Annotated in this window: 10 protein-coding genes; 5 read left to right on the forward strand and 5 right to left on the reverse strand. The window is 75.7% G+C overall.

Features of this window, described 5'->3' with window-relative positions:
* Positions 1 to 73 precede the first annotated feature (73 nt).
* The 5 genes from ACFXKG_RS19520 to ACFXKG_RS19540 all read right to left on the reverse strand — a co-directional run bounded on the left by ACFXKG_RS19520 (position 74) and on the right by ACFXKG_RS19540 (position 12,953).
* Entirely contained in the window at positions 74 to 1,951 is a 1,878-nt protein-coding gene (locus ACFXKG_RS19520) for a hypothetical protein (protein ID WP_384840148.1), read from the reverse strand.
* A complete protein-coding gene (locus ACFXKG_RS19525; protein WP_384840151.1) occupies positions 1,948 to 5,661 on the reverse strand; it encodes a DUF5682 family protein in 3,714 nt (1,237 codons plus the stop codon). Before ACFXKG_RS19525 ends, ACFXKG_RS19520 begins: the two co-directional genes overlap by 4 nt.
* Positions 5,648 to 6,802, reverse strand: a complete 1,155-nt coding sequence (locus ACFXKG_RS19530) for an AAA family ATPase (RefSeq protein WP_384840244.1) — start codon at positions 6,800 to 6,802, stop codon at positions 5,648 to 5,650. Before ACFXKG_RS19530 ends, ACFXKG_RS19525 begins: the two co-directional genes overlap by 14 nt.
* A 155-nt stretch (positions 6,803 to 6,957) precedes the next feature.
* Positions 6,958 to 12,018, reverse strand: a complete 5,061-nt coding sequence (locus ACFXKG_RS19535; RefSeq protein ID WP_384840154.1) for a hypothetical protein — start codon at positions 12,016 to 12,018, stop codon at positions 6,958 to 6,960.
* Entirely contained in the window at positions 12,015 to 12,953 is a 939-nt protein-coding gene (locus tag ACFXKG_RS19540; protein ID WP_384840156.1) for a DUF4132 domain-containing protein, read from the reverse strand. The genes ACFXKG_RS19535 and ACFXKG_RS19540 overlap by 4 nt, the downstream gene beginning before the upstream one ends.
* Before the next feature lie 152 nt (positions 12,954 to 13,105).
* On the opposite strand from ACFXKG_RS19540, the gene ACFXKG_RS19545 reads away from it, so the two are divergent.
* The 5 genes from ACFXKG_RS19545 to ACFXKG_RS19565 all read left to right on the forward strand — a co-directional run bounded on the left by ACFXKG_RS19545 (position 13,106) and on the right by ACFXKG_RS19565 (position 20,607).
* A complete protein-coding gene (locus ACFXKG_RS19545) occupies positions 13,106 to 13,987 on the forward strand; it encodes a sirohydrochlorin chelatase (protein WP_384840159.1) in 882 nt (293 codons plus the stop codon).
* A 101-nt stretch (positions 13,988 to 14,088) separates the two neighbouring features.
* Positions 14,089 to 15,435, forward strand: coding sequence for a deoxyguanosinetriphosphate triphosphohydrolase (locus tag ACFXKG_RS19550; protein ID WP_384840162.1), 1,347 nt, complete (start codon positions 14,089 to 14,091; stop codon positions 15,433 to 15,435).
* Positions 15,436 to 15,646: 211 nt separating this feature from the next.
* The gene (locus ACFXKG_RS19555) at positions 15,647 to 16,924 is read left to right on the forward strand and encodes an NAD(P)/FAD-dependent oxidoreductase (RefSeq protein WP_384840165.1); all 1,278 of its coding nucleotides are present in this window, start codon (positions 15,647 to 15,649) and stop codon (positions 16,922 to 16,924) included.
* A gap of 156 nt (positions 16,925 to 17,080) precedes the next feature.
* Complete coding sequence (gene dnaG, locus ACFXKG_RS19560; protein ID WP_384840168.1) at positions 17,081 to 18,985, forward strand: DNA primase; 1,905 nt, start codon at positions 17,081 to 17,083, stop codon at positions 18,983 to 18,985.
* Between the two features lie 452 nt (positions 18,986 to 19,437).
* Positions 19,438 to 20,607, forward strand: coding sequence for an RNA polymerase sigma factor (locus ACFXKG_RS19565; RefSeq protein WP_384840247.1), 1,170 nt, complete (start codon positions 19,438 to 19,440; stop codon positions 20,605 to 20,607).
* The last annotated feature ends 101 nt before the right edge of the window (positions 20,608 to 20,708 follow it).

Genomic DNA, 20,708 nt, shown 5'->3' on the forward strand with positions numbered 1-20,708 from the left:
GCACCGGTCGTCCTGCCCAGTCCTGCCCATCCTGCCCGGCCTGCCCGGCCCGTCCGGCCCGTCCGGCCTATGGTCAGCCGACGGATATCTCCGGCGGTGCCCAGGCCGCCAGCAGCAGTGATTCGGCCGCCGCCGCCGTATAGACCGACGCCGCGAGCCAGGCGAGGGCGAAGCCCTCGGGATCGGCGGGGAGCAGCCGGCCCAGCACGTCGTGGCGGCGGTCCGCCGCCGCCTCGGCCAGCGCGAGGGCCCGCCGCGCGCCGGTGGTGAGGCCCACGGCCCGCAACCGGCGGGGGAGTTCGTCCGCCACCCCCGCGGCGGACACCGCGCGCCCGCCCGCCACCGCGCGGTCCACGGCCCGGCGCAGCAGATCCAGCTCGACGGGGAGCGCCGGCCGTGCACCCGGCACGGGGGTCACCGGCCGGTCGTCCCCCACGGCGGGGAGGTGCGAGCGGTTGAGCCGGCGCAGCCCCAGGTCCACCCGGACGGGCTCGCCGTCGTGGCCCGTCCAGGAGGCGGCCAGTACGTGCACGAGGTCGGGGCGGTCCGGTACGACCCGGGCGACCAGCCGCAGGGCCGACCCGGGGCGGGTGGCGAACAGCGCCAGGTTCTCCGCGTAGGGCAGCTCCGGCCGCTCGTCGGGCGCCGCCAGCCGCAGCACGGGCCCACCGGACACGGCGAACCCCGTCCCCCCGCCGCCCGGCTCGGGGCCGGTGAGGACGCCGTCGAGGAAGAGCAGATCGCCACCCGCGCCCCTGGTCTCGACGGGCTCGGCCAACCACCGCAGAGCCGAAGCCAGTTGCGCCGCCGGCGGTCGCTCCCAGAGCGCGGCGAGCGGCGCGTCCCGCCACCCCGCACCCGGCGCCCGTACGGAACGCACCGGACCGCCCCCGCCGATCCGCCCGTCCGGCGAGACCGTCGGCGAGGTGAGGATCACCCCGCCGCCGTCGCCCAGCTCCCGGAGGGCGAGCGCGCAGCCGCCGGGCAGCGGCGTCCCCGACGCCTGAAGGGCCCGGCCGGGACCACCGGGAGCCACGTCGGAGCGGGTACGGAGCGAGCCGTCCGGGGCGAGCGCGTACACGGTCGCGCCCGCGTAGCCGGACGCCGTCACCACGGGCTCGGTGAACAGCCCGTACAGCCGGAGCGGCCCCTCGGGCCGGTAGTCGCGTCGGGCGGGCGCCGCCGCGTCGGCCGGGCGGCGCACCAGACCGAGGAGTTCGGCGAGTTCGCCGGAGAGCTCGGAGAGCCGGAACGCGGGGTCGTCGGAGCGGGCCTCGCCGAGCCGCCGCGCGATCCTGACGGCGGTGGCGGCCGGCCGGGGCAGCCCGGCCAGCCGCGCGGAGTGCGCGGCGTGCAGCAGCTCGGCGCGGTGCACGGCGCCGGACCCGGCGACACCCGAGACCAGCACGGCGGTCGCGGCATCGCCGAGGGAACGCAGCGCACCGGACTGCGCGGCGGTGAGCCGGAACAGGCCGCCTCCGCCTTCGTCAACGCCCTCGCCCCCGCCCGTGTGGTCGCCGTTGTCGCCCTCGCCCAGGCCAGGACCGACGCCCCCGCCCCCGTCGGTGGCCTCCTCCTCGCCCGCTCCTCCGTCCCCCAGGGCGAGCGGGGCGCTGGACAGCACGGCCGCGCGGTGCAGACAGGCAGGGGCGAGCAGGCAGTCGCACACCGCGCTCCCGGCGTCGGCCACGATCCCGCCCGTCACCCGCAGCGTGACCGCCGTGTCCTCCGCGACGCGCACGAGGATGCCCTCGGCAGTGGCCTCCACCGGCCAGCCGGCCACCTTCGCGACCGCCCCGTCCACCCGCTTGCGCAGCCGCGCGGGCAGCAGATCGAGCGCCCCGGCCGCGACCTCGGCGGACACGGGCGGCAGTACGGCCGTGGCAGGCGAGGCCGCGACGACGGATCCTGCGGAGCCGGTGGGCTCAGTGGAATGGGCGGAACCGGTCATCGGGCTGCTCCTCCTACACGTTCGCCGACCCAGCGGGCCAGCTCCAGGGGGCTGAGCGCCGCGACCGGCATGCCCGCCCCCACCAACTGGCCCGCCACGCCCGCCGAATAGCGCGGCCGTCCCTCGTCGTCCAGCGAGGCGCAGCCCAGGACCTGACAGCCCGAGTCGACCAGCGCCCGTACCTCGGCGAGCAGCGGGGAGACCGGGCCGCCCTCCTCGAAGTCGCTGATCAGCACGGTCAGCGTGCGCGACGGTACGGTCATCAGCTCGCGGGCGTGCCGCAGCCCGCGCGCGATGTTCGTACCGCCGCCGACCCGGACCTCCAGCAGCAGGCTCAGCGGGTCCTCCACCCGGTCCGTCAGGTCGACCACTTCGGTGGAGAACGCGACGAAGTGTGTGCTGACAGCCGGGACCCCGGCCAGCACGGAGGCGGTGAGCGCGGCCCAGATCGTGGACGCCTCCATGGACCCCGAGACGTCCACGACCAGGATCAGCCGCCAGTCCGCCGACTTACGGGCCCGGGTGCGGAAGACGGGCCGCTCCGGCAGGACCGTCACCGCGCCGGTCTCCGGGTCCCGGCGGGCCGTCGCCAGATTCGCGCGCAGCGTACGGGAGAGATCCAGCGGGCCACCGGGCCGGCGCGTCGGGCGCGGATGCGCGAGCCCGGTGAGCGCGGGACGCATCCGGTTGGCGAGTGCCTCCGTCAACTCGGCGACCAGCCGCGCCACCAGAGGCCGCAGCCGGGCGAGCTGCTGCTCGGGGAGACCGCCCGCGTACGACAGGACCGTACGCAGCAGCTCCACGGAGGGCCGGGCCGCCGCCGGGTCGAGTTCCAGCGCGGCATCGAGCCGGCCGGCCTCGGCGGCGGCGGCGAGCACCTCTTCGCGCACGCCGGGCCCGAAGAGCGCGGCCAGCTCCGCAGACCAGGAGCGCACATCGGGATACGGGGCCCCGTCCCCGCCGCCGCTTCCGCTTCCGGTCCGCTCCTCGCTCCGGGCGCCCTCGCCGTGCCCGTACCCGTACAACTCGTCGAGCGCCCCCGCGATCCGCGCCGCCCGGACGCCGAGCCCCCGCCCCTTGCCGAGCAGCAACCGCCACCGCTCCCCGGCGCCGAGAACCGGCTCCGCGCCCTCCGGTACGGGGCGGGCCGCCGCCGCGGTGCCTTCCCGGCGGAGCGAGGCGGAGGTACCCGGCTCCGCCCTTTCCGCCGTCGGCTCCTGCTCCGCCGCGCCGGCCAGACCCCGTGCCGCCAGGGCCTCCCGGCCCGCCAGGTCGGCCGAGGCGAGGAGCGCCAGGGCCGCCGGGTCGGAGAACGCGGGCGGGAGGGTGCCCGCGGCGAGGCCCGTGCGGTCCTGCACCGCGGCCAGCAGACGTGATCTGGCCGCGGGGGAGAGGATGTCGAACCCCGCCCGCAGCGCGGGCAGCCGGTCGAGGAACCCCCGGTCGGACAGCGACTCGACCCGTTCCAGCAGCGGGTCCAGCGCCCCGCCAGTCTCCAGCAGCGGGCCCGCCGCCAGCAGCGTCCCGCGCAGGAAGCCCGCCAGATCGGTACGGAGCCCGGATGTGGTCGCGCCGTCCACGCGGGACGCCACCCGGACGCCGAACTCCCGCGCCTCCCGCTGCCCCAGCAGGACCCGGGCCGCCCCCGCCGCACCCCGGATCAGCGGTGTCCCCTCGGCGTCGAGCCGCCGCAGCGCCGCGTCCAGCCGCAGTCCACCGCCCCCGGTCGTCGGGGCCTGGGATCCGTCCGCCGCACGTCCCGGGGCCGCTGTGGCCCGGTCCGCCAGCGCCACCAGGGCCCGCGCGTCCGCCGGATCCGTGGAGCCCGCCAGCCCGTCGAGGGCGCGGATCCCTGCCGTGGCCAGCTCCTCGTACGCCGCGTCGAGCGCGACCCGCTCCCACCCCGTCGGCAAGCCCGGCAGATGACCCGACCGGATCCGGTCCAACAGGGCGAGCCCCGCGAGCAGTTCGGGCAGGGTGCCCGAGTCCGGCAGCAGCGCGGCCGTCTCCGTCAGCCGCTCCGCCGCCAGTACGGGCAGCCCGCAGCGCGCCGCCTCCAGCAGGCCGGCCAGCACCTCGGCGGCCGTCGGGCCACCCGCGCTCCGCTCCGCCGCGCGCCGTCTGCGCAGCATCCCGGCCGCCGCCTGGTCGAGCGTCACCCCGTGCGCGCCCGCCAGGTCGAGCATCGCCGCCGTCGACGGGGTCCAGGTCACCACCCAGCGCGTGGTCAGCGGCGCCGCCTCGCCCACCGCCGCCACCTCGCCCTCCTCGCCGTACGGGATCCGGCAGGCGGCCAGCCGGCGCAGACACAGCTCGCGGCGCCGGTCCCGCTCCCCGCGGTGTGCGTCGAGGCGCAGTTCACGCCGGCCCGGATCGGCCGGAGTGGGCAGCGACAACTCGCCGAGCAGCGCCTCCACGGCAGGTCCCAGCCCCGAACGCGGGGTGCCGGGGGCCGGCCGGCCCTGCCGCGAGCCGACCAGGACCTTCTCCATGGCGGCGGCCACGACCCGGCCCCGCCCGAGCACCCGCCCCTGCGCGAGGACGGTCTGCACCGCCTCCACCAACTCCCCGCGCCCGGCGGCGGGCAGCCCGCGCAACGCCGCGAGGTCCCGGGCGACCCGGACGATCTCACGGGCGTCCACCGGTCCGCTCGGGTGCCCGGCGTCCCGTACGGACGCGCAGATCCGCACCGCGGCCGCCGTCAGCAAATCGTCCAGCAGCGCGCGGTCACCACCGGCGAGATACACCCCGCGCTGCCACTCCGGATCCCGGATCCCCGCCGGGTACCCGGACCGCTCGTCCAGCAGCGCGTACGCGTACGGCACGAGCGAGGTGACGACCTCCCCGGCGCCGTCCCCTGCGCTCGCGCAGGTGTCCGTCTCCGCACCGTCCGCCTCCGCACCGCCAGGCAGCAGCGCGGGCGCGTGAAAGGCCCCGATCACGGCGGCCGTACGGCGCCCTTGGTGCTCCGCCAGCCGCCGCCGCATGTTCGCCTCACGCCGCAGGTCGTACGGGTCCACCGCGCCCGCGTCGGCCCGCAGCGCCCAGCCGACCAGCAGCGCGGCCCGGCGCAGCGCCTCCGAGTCCGCCCCGGGGGCCACGGCCTCGACGAGCCGGTCCCACAGGTCGTCGCCGGGCCGCCCGCCGGCCCGGGCGCGCAGCGCGGCGGCGAGCGTGCCGGGCACGATGCCCGATCCGCCCCGCGGCTCCGGCGCAACCGCCCCGGTCTCCTCCCCGCGGCGCGCGGTCGCCCGCACCGCCAGCGGCAGGTCGAAGGCGACGACCTCCACCCCCGCCGCCCTCGCCCAGCGGATGGCGGCCAGCTCCGGCGAGAACTCCGCGAACGGCAGGAACACCAGCCCGCTCCCCGCCCCGTCCCCCGGGCCGTCCGAGCCCGCCGTGGTGCCCGCCAGCGCGACCGGCGGCACCGTCTCCGGGTCGGCGAGATACGGCAGCCAGGCCCCGAACTCCTCCGGCAGCTCGACGAACACCACCTCCGGCGCCGCCTCCGCCAGCATCGCCGGTACGGCCGCGGCCAGCGCCGGGGAGTGGTGCCGTACCCCGATCAGATACGGCTCCCGGCATCCGGCGAGCGCCTCCAGCGCCCCCGGGACCCCGGCGGCGTCGCCGCCCGCCCCACCGGCCGCGGCCTGATCGACCGGCGCCTGATCGACCGGCGCCCGACCGGCCCCCGCGTCACCCCAGCTCATGGCGCAGCTCCCACAGCGTCCGCCACAGCGGCGCCCCCGCCTCCGCACGGCGCCGGACCGGGCCGTCCCAGTAACCCAGCAGCCGCGCGTGGTCGGCAGGGTCGTCCTTGCGTACGGTGCCGAGCAGATGGCCCGGCAGTGTCCGTACGACATCCCGGCCCTCGCCGAGATAGGCCGCGCCCAGCCCCATCGACGTGGCGACGTGGACCGCCTCCGCCGTCGACATCACCGTCGAGGGGCGCTCGATCTCCCAGCCCTCCGCGCTCCGCCCGGTGCGCAGCTCCCGGAACGCCGTCACCAGCGCTTCGAGCACCGTGTCGTCCACCAGGAGTTCCGTGCCGCCGCGCGCCAGGGCCGCCGTCGCCTGGGCACGGACCAGCGCCGTCTCGGCCTCCAGATCGTCGATCGGGCCGACCGTCTCGAAGTTGAACCGGCGCTTCAGCGCGGCGGACATCTCGGAGACCCCCTTGTCGCGGAGATTGGCCGTGGCGATCAGCGTGAAGCCGGGGACCGCGTGCACCGTTCCCTCCCCGCCGTCCCCGCCCGCCAGTTCGGGCACCGACATCCGGCGCTCGGAGAGCAGCGAGACCAGCGAGTCCTGCACCTCCGGCAGCATGCGGGTGACCTCTTCGACCCGGGCCACGGCGCCGCGCGTCATGGCCGTGAGAACCGGGGAAGGCACCAGGGCTTCCCTGCTCGGGCCCTTGGCGAGGAGCATCGCGTAGTTCCAGCCGTAGCGGAGCTGGTCCTCCGTGGTGCCCGCGGTGCCCTGCACGGTGAGCGTGCTGGCGCCGCAGACGGCGGCGGCCAGCAGCTCGGAGAGCATCGACTTCGCCGTGCCCGGCTCACCGACGAGGAGCAGCCCGCGCTCGCCCGCCAGCGTCACCACACAGCGCTCCACCAGCGACCGGTCGCCCACGAACTTCCTTGTGACGACGAGCTGTTCGCCGCCCGGGGCGCGCAGTGGCTCAGCGCCGGAACCGCAGATGAACAGCACCACCGCGCGGGGCGTCAGCCGCCAGCTCGGCGGCCGCGGTCCCGTGTCGTACGCCGCCAGGAACGCCAGCTCCGCCGCGTACCGGTCCTCCGGGAGCTCCAGCTGCCGCCCCGGCCCTGCCCCGGAATCCCTCTCCGTACCCATCCCCGCGCCGTCCTTCTCCGTGCCTGTGCCGCCGCCCGACGGCCTGCCCGCCGGACCCGTACCTGTTCCCATGCCTACCGGTCCCGTTCCCATGCCTACCGGTCCCGCACCTGCTCCCACGCTCACCGGTCCCGCGCCGGGCCTCCCCGCGTCCGTCATCGTCGGCCTCCCCGGCGGCCGCGCCCGCCGCGCCCCTGGAACTCCTCGTACCCCGGCGCGTCCCCCTCGGCGACCCGCCGCCAGGCAGCCTCGAACAGCCGCTCCACCGGCCGGTGGCCGACCACGAACCCCGGTAGGTCCATCGCCAGGAGCGCCGTCTTCCAGCTCTCCGAGGGCAGTCGCGGCGCGGACGCCTCCAGCCAGCCGCCGGGCAGGAAGAGCGACCGGCCCGCCCTGGCCCGCTTGGCCTCCACCACCAGTTCGGTGGCGGCCAGTTCGGCCCGTGCCTTCTTCATCCGGGCGGGCTTCCAGCCGGTCCACGCGGACTGGTTCCGGTCCGTCGGATCCGGCAGCGCGAGCAGCATCAGATAGAGCGCCGCCGCGTCCTCGGAGAGCCCCGACCGCCCGGCCGCCTCCGCCACCAGCTCCGGGGCGCTGAGGCACGGGTTCTGCTGCGCCCCCGGCGCGCCGTCGGCCGAGACCAGCTCCATGAACTCGTCGCCCAGCACCGTCCGCAGGGCAGCCAGCGCGGGCGCGTGGCCCGCCATCGCCGCCAGCAGCTTCAGATCAGGATGGTCGGGCCCGCCCGCCCCCGCGTGTCCGGGCCCGCCCATGGCATCGCGCGGCAGGACCGCCGCCGGACGCAGCCAGACCGAGTCCGCGCCCTGGCCGTACCGGTCCGGCGCCAGCACCAGCGCCGGGGACAGCTCGAACAGCTCCTTCTCGCCCGCCGCGCGCGTCGGCGCCACCCCGTGCGCCTCGCGCAGCCGCGGCGACACCGGGTCCCACGCCGAGTCCCGGTCGACACCCAGGTGCAGCAGCAGCCCCGGGTCGGCCAGCCGCTCGCGCACCCTCCGCACCGTCGTCGGCAGGACGGCGCGCAGCGGGTCGCCGTACGGCAGCCGGTACGCCAGCCAGCGCACCGCGTCCACCAGCCCGGCCAGCTCGGACGCCGTCAGCAGCCGGTGCGGTTCGGCCGCCTCCAGCGCGCCGTCGACCAGGCGCTGTTCCGTACGGCCCGTCAGCGACTCCAGCAGCTCCGGGTTGAGCGCGTCGTTCACCACCGTCCCGCCGAACCCCTCGGCGACCATCCGCCGGACCAGCCACGCCGGGGTGGCCCGCCGACGGCCGCGCGCGGCGATCCACGCGCCGGCCACCGGCTCCACCGCGAAGCCGTCCGTCCACAGCTCCGCCACCCGCGCCGGATCACCGGGCAGCAGCAATGCGGTGTACGTGGTCAGCTCCGCCGCGCTCAGCGCACTCAGCGCGGCGCGCCCCACCTGGGCCTCGGCGCTCTTCGCACCCAGTGGCTCCAGATACCCGGCGCTCAGCACGTCCTGCCCCCGGTAGCCGTTCAGCCCGGGGGCTCCCAGCTGGAGCAGGGCGGCCGCGACAGCCGTCGTCCCGACCCGCTCCGCGAAGTCCACGGCCCACTCCGGGCGGTACGCCAGCGGCCCGCGCTCCCGGACCAGCTCCACCAGGCGACGCACCGCGGGCGCACGCAGCGGGTCGTCCGCCGCGCCCAGCACCTCCGACGCGACGACCGTGCCGCCGTCCCAGCCGCCGAAGGCCCCGGCCGGGTCGTACTCGACGGCATGCCAGAACGCGTCCTTCCCGTCGGTGCGCACATGGCCGAGGATCAGCAGCCGCCGCGCCCCCGCGTGCCGCACCTCTCCGCCGGACGCCTGGCCCTCCCCGCTCGCCGGGGTCCGCAGCTCCACCGTGCGCAGCCGGCCGCGCGGATCGATCAGCAGGGCGTCACCACCCGACCCGGTCCCCGCCCCGGCTCCGGCCGCCCCGGAGCCTTCGGCCACCACGGACAGCGCCGTGTCCAGGAACTCCAGGAGCCCGGCCCGCTGCTTCTCCTCCGTGGCGGGCGAGGCGGCCCGCACCGCGAGCGCGGCCATGCCCGCACCGCACAGCGTCACCCACCCCACGCTCACGCTCTTCAGTTCCGTACGGCCCGGGACCGCGCCCGGCGCCAGTACCTCGCGCACCCGCCGGATCTGGTCGAGGACCGCCGTGCCGCCCTGTGCCCGGGACGGGTAGTAGCGGGCGTACGGTGAGCGGGCGAAGCCGCGGAACGTCTCGCTCAGCACCCCGTCGAAGGCGTGCCGCGCCCCCGGCCCGCGCTGCCCGTCCGAGCCGTCCCGCGCGGCCCGCGCGGCGAGGGTGCGCACGCGCGCGGCGTGCCGCGCCGCCTCCACCAGCACCCCGGCCACGCCCGCCACCAGCGCCGGGTGCGTGACCCCGGGCAGCAGTTCACGCACCACTCCCCCGGCCTTCGCCACCGTCTCCGCGTGCGTCCCCTCGCCGACGGCGGCCAGCAGCGCCGCCGCGTCCTCGTCGGTCACCGTGCGCAGCACGGCCGAGCCCCGCTCGTCACGAGGGCGCAGCGCGTGCCAGTGGGCCAGCGGCGCCACGAGGGGTGTACCGGCCGCGTACGCCCCGCCGCGGTCGTTCTCCTCCACCTGGGCGAGACGGATGCCCTCGGCGTCGTACACATCGATGTGGGAGCGGTATCCGGTCGTCTCCCGGAGGTGCAGCACGGCCCCGCCGGGCAGCCGCAGCGGCGGCACGGGAAGGCTGGTGGGGAGGTGCCCGGGGAACGTGTCCGCGGGCAGCGGCACGGCCGGGCTGCGGCTGCCGTCCACCGAACAGGCCGTCAGCGTCCGCGCCTTCGGGTCGTGCGTCACCCACCACCCCAGCAGCCCGTCCGCCGTGCCGAACGGCGAGGACTCCTGACCCGGCTGTACGGGAAGCAGCCGGCACGCGTGTTCCACCAGCTGTACGCCGCCGCCCGTGAGCGCCGAGTCGAAGAAGCCGGGCACCGAGATCCGGCCCCTGCGGGCGGACTCCGGGTCGTACTCCCACCACTGGTCCTCGTGCAGCACCCAGACGGAGATGCCGTCCGAGGCGACCGGGCGGCGCTCCGCGGCGAACGAGGTGTCGCCCGCGTACACCGGCCGGCCGCCGTAGCAGCGTCCGCCGTCGGGCAGCTCGAACGACGCCGACCTGCTGTACGACCAGTGGTCGGACAGGTCGCCCGAGGGTGTGAACACCTCGGCGGGCCGCCCGGACCACACGGCCCGCCGGTCGTCGCCGTACCCGTGGGCGACCAGCCACTGGCCGCCCACGTAGCGGACCGCCACCCGGTGCCGGTCCTGGCCGGACCCGGACGGAAGGGGGAGGGTCCGCCGGTCGAGGACCTCGGCGGGCCCCACCGCCGCGGCCTCCGAGTTGAGGTGCACCAGCAGGGCCGGCCAGGCGTCCCCCACCTGGTAGAAGCGGTCCGCGCCGTGGCCGTGCCAGTGGTTCGAACCGGGCGGGGCGACCTCGCCGAGCCCCGGCAGGGCCTCCTCCAGCGCGGGCCAGCCCAGCTCGTCCAGGATGCCCGCGCGCAAGGTCCTCGCCAGGGCAGGGGCGGGCGAGACCGCCGTGATCCGGGCGACCGCCTCCGGCGCGGTGGCCAGCACCGGGCCGGACGAGAAGCGGCTCAGCCGCCTCAACTGCTCGCTCAGCTCCGGCAGTCCGAAGGGCCGCGACAGGTCGTCGGCCCGGTCTCCGAGCCAGCCCACGAGCGCCGTGCGCAGCGCGGGGTGGGCGACGATCCTGTCCAGCCGCTCCGTGGCGTCCCCGGTGTCCGCGGCCTCCTCCACACCGGCGCGCAGCAGCGCGGTGAACCGCGGATCGGCCGCGAGCGCCGCCAGGTCCCTGGCCCCCGCGGACGGGTCGGACAGCCACTCGTCGAGGCGGAGACAGCTGTCGCCCGGCGCGGGACCGGCCACCGGCACACCCCATGCCAGACACGCGTCGAGCAGATCCAGGTCCGCGCTCACGTGTCGGCCGCGGTTCCCCAGCAGCCGCACCGGCGTGCCGTCCGCCACCAGCCGGTCCACCAGCCGTTCGACCAGGGCCAGTTCGGCGGGGAGCCGCCGGGAGTTCCGCCAGCCGCGCCGCCGGTGACCGGCCCACCCGGAGAGCCACTCGGCGGCCGGCACCGTCCCGTCCACCAGCAGCTCGACCGCGCCGCACCGGTCCAGCAACTCCAGCCAGGAGGCGTCGAACTCCTCCGGCCGGTCCCCGCCCGCGGTCGGCAGCAGCGTCAGCAGCCGCTCCCGCACCGAGCGGTCCCCGGCCGCGACGGCTGACAGCGCGGGCAGCGCCGACTTCCAGAAGCTCCCCGCCGCCCGGTTCATCGCACCCGTGTGGATGATCTCCCCGAGCAGCGACCGCTCCTCCTCCGCCGCGTCCAGCCCCGCGCCCTTCGCGAGACGCCGCAGGTCCTCCAGCATGCCCGCGTACGGGGCGAGTCCGGCCGCGCACCGCTCCAGCGAGACCGCCCGGAACTGTCCGTACGCCTCCGCCGCCGACAGCCGGGCCGTCAGCGCCTTCGCGTGCTCACGCAGCGCCTTGCCGCTCAGCGCGCCTGCCCCCGCGAACTCCAGGAACACCTCACGCAGCCGCGTCTCGTCCACCGCCAGGGCATGCCGCTGCTCCGCCGCCCGCGCCTTGCCGAAGAACACCGAGGCGTGCTGCCGGGACTCGATCCCGAGGAAGAGCCGCGCCACCTGCTCGTAGAAAGTGGGCAGGAAGTGCGGTACGGACCGGTCCAGGCGCTCGCCGATCTCGTCGAACCCCTCCTTCGCCAGCCCCGGTTTGGTGGTGACGAGCCGGGTCAGCCGCTCCATCTCCTTCACCACGGCCAGCGCGTGATGCCCGTTGCCCGGGTCGTTGACCAGCGCCCAGGCGGGGAAGCCCAGCGACTGCCGCCTGACCCGGCCGACCGGCTCCGCCCGCGGCGCGCCGAACCCCAGGTACTCCAGCGACAGGTCCTCGGCCGCCCCGATCGCCTCGGGCACCAGCCGGACCACGGCGCGCCCGTCCAGCGCCGGGTGTCCGTACGCCCGCGCCGTGAGCACATCGCCCTCCGCGCCGCTCCCGTACGGCAGGACTCCTCCGGCGTCCAGCAGAACCCTGTCCGGCCCCCCGGCCGCACGCGCCGACCCGGCCCGCTCGCCCGGAGCCTCGTTCCCCAGCGGTCGTACGTCGCTCACAGCGCCTTCTCCTCGTCGCTCTCGACCACGCGGCCCGCGTACACCAGCGCGGCCATCCGCTCGCCCTCGGACCAGGCGACCGGCCCCACCTCGGCGAGCGGCAGCCGCCGCCCCGCCGTGTCGCGCCACTCCAGCGCGCCCGTCAGCGTCTCCCCTTCGGGGTAGTCGTCCCCCAGCCAGTAGGCCGCCTCCAGCGCCCGGCCGTCCTCCACCAGCGGACAGACCGCCTGGCCGCCGCGCACCCGGTAGCCGAGCGAGACCGCGCGCGCCGTGGCGTGCCGCAGCTGCGCGAACTTCCCGTCGGCGTACGCCCGCCACACCCCCGGCCCGGCCGCATCCACCGTCCCGGCCGCACCGGCGGTCCCGGCGGCCGCGTCACCGCTCCCCGCGAGGTCCGGCCGCCGCCACACCTCGCGGAAGAGCTGCTCCGCCCCCTGCTCGACCCCCAGCTCCGCGGCGAACTCCCGCAGCTCCGACAGATCTTCGAGGAGCACCGGATGGGGGAGCAGCACCGTCTCCACCTCTGCCGGATCCAGCCGCACCGAGTCCCCGTCCAGATCGACGATCCTCAGCCCCCGCACCGGATCCGCGTCCCGCAGGAAACCGGCGCGCGCGGTGTCCGCGGAGCCGTCCGGGGCCACCGGCGCCACCACGAGATCGCGCAGCACCGCCTGCCACGCCGGATCCGGCCATACCCGCGCCAGCAGGGCCACCGGGACCGGCAGCGACCGCACCAGCCAGCCGTCCACCTGCTCCCGGCACTCCCGCTCGTGCCGCTCCAGCCACTCCGCGAGCTGCCGCAGCCGCACCACCTCGGCGTCGTCCCTGAGCTTGGGCGGCACCTGTTTCAGCGTCCGCCCCGCGGCGTTGCGGCACAGCACCTTCGCGCCGTCCAGCGCGACGGCGTACCCACCCGACGTTTCGATCCAGCCCATGGCAGGACCCCCTCCCCGACCTCTGGTTTCCGAGCTGCCATGACACTAGGTGACGGGTCTGACAACGCCCCGGCGGTGTGTGTGAGGCTGTGGAAAACCTCCGTCACGGCCGCGCAACGGCCCGGCAATCCGGGCCGGGCAGTATCGGGCCCATGACGGAGCCGGCGAGCACGCACCCCCACACCCTGGTCGTCGTGGCCCACGGCAGCCGCGACCCGCGCGCCCTGCGCACCGTCACGGCGCTCCTGGACCGGGTGCGCGAACTGCGCCCCGGCGTGGACGTACGCCTCGGCCACATCGAGATCGAGGAACCCCTCCTCTCCGACACCCTGGCCTCCCTCACCGGCAGCCGGGCGAACCGGCCCGACCTGCTCGCCCGGCCCGATCTACCCGTCCGGCCCGACCTGCCCGTCCGGCCCGACCTGCCCGTCCGGCCCGATCTGCCCGTCCGGGCCGCCCCGCCCGCCCGGGCCGTGCTCGTACCGCTGCTGCTGAGTCGCGGTACCCACATCAAGCGCGACCTGCCGGCCTTCGCCGCCGCTGCCGCGCCCCGGCTGGAGATCCGCGTCGCCGCCCCGCTCGGCCCGCACCCGCTCCTGGTCGAGACCCTGTACGACCGCCTCCTCGAAGCGGGCTGGCCCGCGGAGACCGGGCACCGCGGCACGGGCGTCGTCCTGGCCGCCGCCGGGTCCCGCGACCCGGAGTCCGCCGCCGACACCCGCCGTACGGCCGCACTCCTCGGCGAGCGACTCGGCGGCGTCCCGGTCCTGCCCGCGTATGCCTCCGCGGCCTCGCCCACGGTCCCCGACGCGCTGCGCGCCCTCGCCGCCCGCGGCCGGCACCGGATCGCGGTCGCCTCGTACTTCACCGCGCCGGGATACTTCGCGACCCGCAGCACCGCCGCCGCGCCCTGGATCGCCGCGGCCCCGCTCGGCGCGCACCCCGCGATGGCCCGGCTGCTCCTGCACCGTTACGACGAGGCCCTCGCGGCGCCGCGCGACGCGACGGGCCACCGCCTCCTCGCCTCCGTATAACCCGCCCGGCCCCACGCCCCACGCTCACGGGTCAGGCCTCACGGAGCCCCCACCGCCCCGCCGCCGAGCCGTTCGCCGGGCCCGCCGGTTACGGTCGGCGCATGGCAGGCACCACCGGAACCACCCCACCGCCCCCCTCGGCACCGGCGGGCGCGTACGACGACCAGGCCACCGAACGCTGGGACGCCGAACCCGACAAGCGCCCCGGCCGCACCGCGTTCCAGCGCGACCGCGCCCGCGTGCTGCACTCCGCCGCCCTGCGCCGGCTGGCCGGAAAGACCCAGGTGGTCACCCCCGGCTCCCGCAGCCAGGAGTGGGACGCCAGTCCCCGCACCCGGCTGACCCACTCCCTGGAGTGCGCCCAGGTGGGCCGCGAGCTGGGCGCGGCCCTCGGCTGCGACCCCGATCTCGTCGAGACCGCCTGTCTCGCCCATGACATGGGCCATCCGCCGTTCGGCCACAACGGCGAGAAGGCGCTCAACCAATTCGCGGCGGACTGCGGCGGCTTCGAGGGCAACGCCCAGTCGCTCAGACTGCTGACCCGGATCGAGCCCAAACGTTTCGTCCGGTCCCCGGAGAGCGGCGAACTCCTCAGCGTCGGCCTCAACCTCACCCGCGCCGCGCTCGACGCCGCCACCAAGTACCCGTGGCCGCGCGGCGCCCACCCCACCCGGCCCGAATCGGTCAAGTTCGGGGTGTACGAGGACGACCTGCCGGTCTTCCGCTGGGCCCGCGCGGGCGCCCCGGCGGGCCGCGTCTGCTTCGAGGCACAGATCATGGACTGGTCCGACGACGTGGCCTACTCGGTCCACGACTTCGAGGACGCCCTGCACGCCGGCCATGTCGACCCCGCCGCCCTCGCCTCCGAGGCCGAGCGCGGCGGGATCTGGGAGGTCGCGGTCGGCCGCTACGTACCGGCGGACACCGACCCGGGCGAGCTGGCCGCGGCCCTCGACCGCCTCATGGCCCAGGAGTGGTGGCCGCACGGCTACGACGGCTCCGCCCTCGCACAGTCCCGCCTCAAGGACGCCACCAGCCAGCTCATCGGCCGCTTCTGCGAGGCCGCCGAGAGCGCGACCCGGCGGACGTACGGCACGGGCCCGCTCACCCGGTACGCCGCCGAACTCGTCGTCCCGCGCGGCGCCCGCCACGAGTGCGCCGTCCTCAAGGCCGTCGCCGACCGCTACGTCATGCAGCGCGCCGAACAGGAGGCCCTCCGCGCCGACCAGCGCGTCGTCCTGGCGGAACTCGCCCAGGCGCTGACGGCCCGCGCCCCGCACGGGCTCGACCCGCAGTTCCGCGCGCTGTTCACGGCCGCCGCCGACGACCCGGCGCGCAAACGCGTCGTCGTCGACCAGATCGCCTCGCTCACGGACGCCTCGGCCCGCTCCCTCCACGCGGAACTGACCGGCCACGCGGAACGGACCGGGAGAACAGAGAAGAACTGACCGACCGCACCTGAGGCGAATGAGCGACCCGCGCCCCTCGTAGCTCGCACATAGCGCTCACTTTCGATGCGGGCGTGTACGAAAGTAACCGGATCATGTCGGATCCCGTCGGATCCGGCCGAGAGTCAGGCCCGTGGAGCGCTCCCTCTTTCGCCATCACGCTCCGTGCGGGACGCTCACAGATGGCGGCAGCGCGAAGAGGAGGCATCAAGTGGTCGACGCACATCGGACATTTGTCATCGTCGGTGGAGGGCTGGCCGGGGCGAAGGCCGCGGAATCCCTCCGGAAGGAGGGATTCACCGGCCGGGTGATCCTCATCGGTGACGAGCGCGACCACCCCTACGAACGCCCGCCCCTGTCCAAGGGGTATCTGGCCGGCAAGGAGGAGCGCGACAGCGTCTTCGTCCAGGAACCCGCGTGGTACGCGCAGGCCCAGGTCGAACTGCACCTCGGCCAGAGCGTCACCGCCGTGGACCGCGACGCCCGGTGCGTGCATCTCGGCGACGGCACCTCCCTGCGGTACGACAAGCTGCTCCTGGCGACCGGCGCCGAGCCCCGCAGGCTGGACATCCCCGGCACGGATCTGGCGGGCGTCCACCATCTGCGCCGGCTCGCCCACGCGGACCGGCTGCGCCAGGTCCTTACCGCACTCGGCCGCGACAACGGCCATCTCGTGATCGCGGGCGCCGGCTGGATCGGCCTGGAGGTCGCCGCGGCGGCCCGCGGCTACGGCGCCGAGGTCACCGTCGTCGAGCCCGAGGCGACCCCGCTCCACCGCGTCATCGGCCCCGAGCTGGGCCAGCTCTTCACCGAACTGCACCAGGAGCACGGCGTACGGTTCCACTTCGGCGCCCGGCTCACCGAGATCACCGGCCAGGACGGCATGGTCCTGGCGGCCCGCACGGACGACGGTGAGGAGCACCCGGCGCACGACGTGCTCGCCGCGATCGGCGCGGCCCCGCGCACCGCCCTCGCCGAGGCCGCCGGGCTCGCGCTCGCCGACCGGTCCACGGGCGGCGGCATCGCCGTGGACTCCGCGCTGCGCACCTCCGACCCCGACATCTTCGCGGCCGGTGACGTGGCGGCCGTACCGCTGCCGGGCTGGGGAGCCTCGCTCGCCGTCGACCGGGTGCGCGTCGAACACTGGGCGAACGCCCTCAACGGCGGCCCGGCGGCCGCGCGCGCGATGCTCGGCCTGGACGTCGTCTACGACCGGGTTCCGTACTTCTTCTCCGACCAGTACGACCTCGGCCTGGAGTACTCGGGCTGGGCGCCGCCCGGCTCGTACGACCAGGTGGTGGTACGCGGCGACGTGGGGAAGCGGGAGTTCGTCGCCTTCTGGCTGAAGGACCGCAAGGTGCTCGCCGGGATGAACGTCAACGTGTGGGACGTCAGCGAGGACATCCAGCGCCTGATCCGCTCGGGCGCCCGCCAGGACCTGGACGCCCTCGCCGATCCCAACGCCCCGCTCGCCTCCCTGGCCACCTGACACGGCCTCCCCCTGGCCACCTGACAGCCGGCCTCCCCGCGTCCCCGGAACCCGGCCGCCGGAGCGGCCACGGAGGGGTCCGCGGAGGGACCGGTGGAGGAGTCGCCGGGCCGACGGGTGTCCACGGCTGTCGGCGCGCCCCCGTAGGATTCACGCGTGGCAGGCAGGATCAACGATGACGACGTGAAGGCGGTCCGGGACGCGGTCCCGATCGACGCCGTCGTGTCCGAGTACCTTCAACTGCGCAGCGCGGGCGGCGGCAATCTGAAGGGGCTCTGCCCCTTCCACGACGAGAAGTCCCCCTCCTTCCAGGTCAGTCCGAGCAAGGGTCTCTTCCACTGCTTCGGCTGCCAGGAGGGCGGGGACACCATCGCCTTCGTGATGAAGATCGACCATCTCTCCTTCTCGGAGACGGTCGAGCGCCTCGCCGCCCAGGCGGGCATCACGCTGCGGTACGAGGAGGGCGGGTACAACCCCGCGAGCCAGCGCGGCGAACGGACGCGCCTGGTGGAGGCGCACCGGATCGCCGCGCGCTTCTACGCCGACCAGCTCTCCGGGGACGAGGCCGCCATCGGCCGGACGTTCCTCGCCGAGCGCGGCTTCGACCAGGCGGCGGCCGAGCACTTCGGCGTCGGCTACAGCCCCGTCGGCTGGGACCACCTCACCCGCTTCCTGCGCGGCAAGGGCTTCACCGACAAGGAGCTGATGCTCTCCGGCCTCTCCCAGGACGGCCGCCGCGGCCCCATCGACCGCTTCCGCGGCCGGCTGATGTGGCCGATCCGCGACATCGCCGGCGATGTCGTCGGCTTCGGAGCGCGCAAGCTCCGCGAGGACGACAACGGGCCGAAGTACCTCAACACCCCCGAGACGGCGATCTACAAGAAGTCCCAGGTCCTGTACGGCGTCGACCTGGCGAAGAAGGACATCGCCAAGGCCAGCCGCGCCGTCGTCGTCGAGGGGTACACGGACGTGATGGCCTGCCATCTCGCCGGGGTCACCACCGCCATCGCCACCTGTGGCACGGCCTTCGGCGGCGATCACATCAAGATCCTCCGGCGCCTCCTCATGGACAACGGCAGCGCCCGGGTGATCTTCACCTTCGACGGGGACGCGGCCGGCCAGAAGGCCGCGCTGCGCGCCTTCGAGGACGACCAGAAATTCGCCGCCGAGACCTACATCGCCATCGCCCCCGACGGCATGGACCCGTGCGACCTGCGGCTCGCCAAGGGCGACGCCGCCGTCCAGGACCTGGCCGAACCGCGGACCCCGCTCTTCGAGTTCGCCATCCGCCAGATCGTCTCCCGGTACGACCTGGAGACCCCGGCGGGCCGCGCCGCCGCGCTCGACGAGGCCGCGCCGATCGTCGCCCGGATCAAGAACGGCTCCTCGCAGCACGAGGTCGCCGTCCAACTCGCCGGCATCCTCGGCATCCTCGACACCCAGTTCGTCGTCAAGCGCGTCGCGCAGATGGCCCGCTGGGCGCGCGACCGCGGCGGCCGGGCCCCGTCGGCCGGCCCCGAGCAGCGCGCGCGGCAGCCGTACGGGACCGAGGCACGCCAAGCCCCCTCCGGCCCCGCGCTCACCCTCCGCAGCCCCGCCCACCGCACCGAGCGCGAGCTGCTCAAGCTCGCCCTCCAGCGGCCCGAGCTGGTCTCCCCGGCCTTCGACGCGTACGGGGAGGACGAGTTCACCGCCCCGCCGTACGCCGCCGTACGCCGCGCGATAGAGGACGCGGGCGGCGCCGAGTCGGGCCTCCAGTCCGCCCCCGAGTATCTGGCCCGGGTCCGCGAGGCCGCGCCGAACGACGCGGTGCGCGCCATGGTCACGGAGCTCGCGGTGGAGGTCTTCCGCGGCAAGACCATCGACGAGGTCTACGCGGGACAGCAGCTCGTCCACGTCAGGCTGCGCGCCGTCGACCGCCGCATCCAGGACGTCACCGGCACGCTGACCCGGCTCGGCAGCCAGGGCGACCCGGAGCGGTACGAGGCCGTCCAGAAGGAGCTGTGGGTGCTCCAGCAGTACGGCCAGGCCCTGCGTGCCCGCGGCGCGGAAGCGCTCTGACCGCCGCCCTGACCCCCGCTCCTGGAGGCGCCCCGCACGGCCCCTCCCACAGCCCCTTCCACGGCCCCTCCCACAGCCGCTCCTGAGCCCGCCCGACAGCGCGGGCAGTGCCGGGACGCCGCGCCGGGTGACGGCACGGGGACGCCGCGCCGCCTTGGCTGTAACGGCCCGGTTACGGACCGGACTCAGAAAGTCGCCGCACGCCCCTCGTGGCGGCGATATCTCTTACCCCACACTGGGGTGCGGTGCCTGAGTCCTCGGAGCGCGGCCCGTCCACCGGCAGGTGGACATCCCACCCCCGCGGATCCGCTCATCGTGTACGGGACGGAAGGCGGCCCGGCCGCTCCCGTCCCGCTGCCGTACGCCCCCCGAACCGGCAGCGATCACCCTGGAGGTCGCCCCCCGTGCAGACCCAGACCCTGACCGAGTCACCGACCGAGACGACGACCGCGGTGCCGGCCACGGCGCCGACCGCGTCGCCGGACGCGCCCGCCGCCGGACGCGCCGGCGCCGTACCGGCGCAGAGCCGCGCGGCGCACCACCCCGAGACGGTCCCCGTCGACCCGACCGGTGAACCCGTGGCCCCCGAGGCCGGCCCGGCGTCCCTGAGCGCCCCGGAGCCCCTCACCGAACACCCCGTGGAGGTCCCCCTCGTGCCCGAGCCCGCGGCACGGCGGGGCAGCCGCGCCGACACCGGCGGGCCCTCGTCCGACCTCTTCCGGCAGTACCTGCGGGAGATCGGCCGTATCCCGCTGCTCACGGCCGCCGACGAGGTCGAGCTGGCCCGCCGCGTGGAGGCCGGTCTCTTCGCCGAGGAGAAGCTGGGCGCCGCCAGCGACCTCGACACGGAACTGGACTCGGAACTCGCCCTGGACCTCGACCGGCTGGTCGTCCTCGGCCGGATGGCCAAGCGCCGGCTCATCGAGGCCAACCTGCGCCTCGTCGTCTCCGTCGCCAAGCGCTACGTCGGCCGCGGGCTGACCATGCTCGACCTCGTCCAGGAGGGAAACCTGGGCCTGATCAGGGCCGTCGAGAAGTTCGACTACGCGCGCGGCTACAAGTTCTCCACGTACGCGACCTGGTGGATCCGCCAGGCGATGTCCCGCGCCCTCGCCGACCAGGCCCGTACGATCCGGGTGCCCGTCCATGTGGTCGAGCTGATCAACCGGGTCGTACGGGTGCAGCGCAGGATGCTCCAGGAGCGCGGTTACGAACCGGCCCCCGAGGAGGTCGCCGCCCACCTCGAACTCACCCCCGACCGGGTCAGGGAGGTACTGCGGCTCGCCCAGGAGCCCGTCTCGCTGCACGCCCCGGTGGGGGAGGAGGACGATGTCGCGCTCGGCGACCTGATAGAGGACGGCGACGCCGCGTCCCCCGTCGAGTCGGCGGCCTTCCTGCTGCTGCGCGAGCATCTGGAGGCCGTGCTCTCCACGCTCGGCGAGCGCGAACGCAAGGTCGTGCAGTTGCGCTACGGCCTCGACGACGGCCGGCCCCGCACCCTGGAGGAGATCGGCCGGATCTTCGGCGTGACCCGCGAACGCATCCGCCAGATCGAGTCGAAGACCCTCAGCAAACTCCGCGACCACGCCTATGCCGACCAGCTCCGGGGCTACCTGGACTGATCCGTACGGCCGGTACGGACCCGTCCGGGCAGCCCTCGGCACCGCGAGCACGGCCGGCGCCGCCACGTGAGGCCGACAGGGACCGGCAGAGGCCGGCCGGG

The organism is Streptomyces sp. NPDC059255 (genome assembly GCF_042752355.1).
GTDB lineage: Bacteria > Actinomycetota > Actinomycetes > Streptomycetales > Streptomycetaceae > Streptomyces.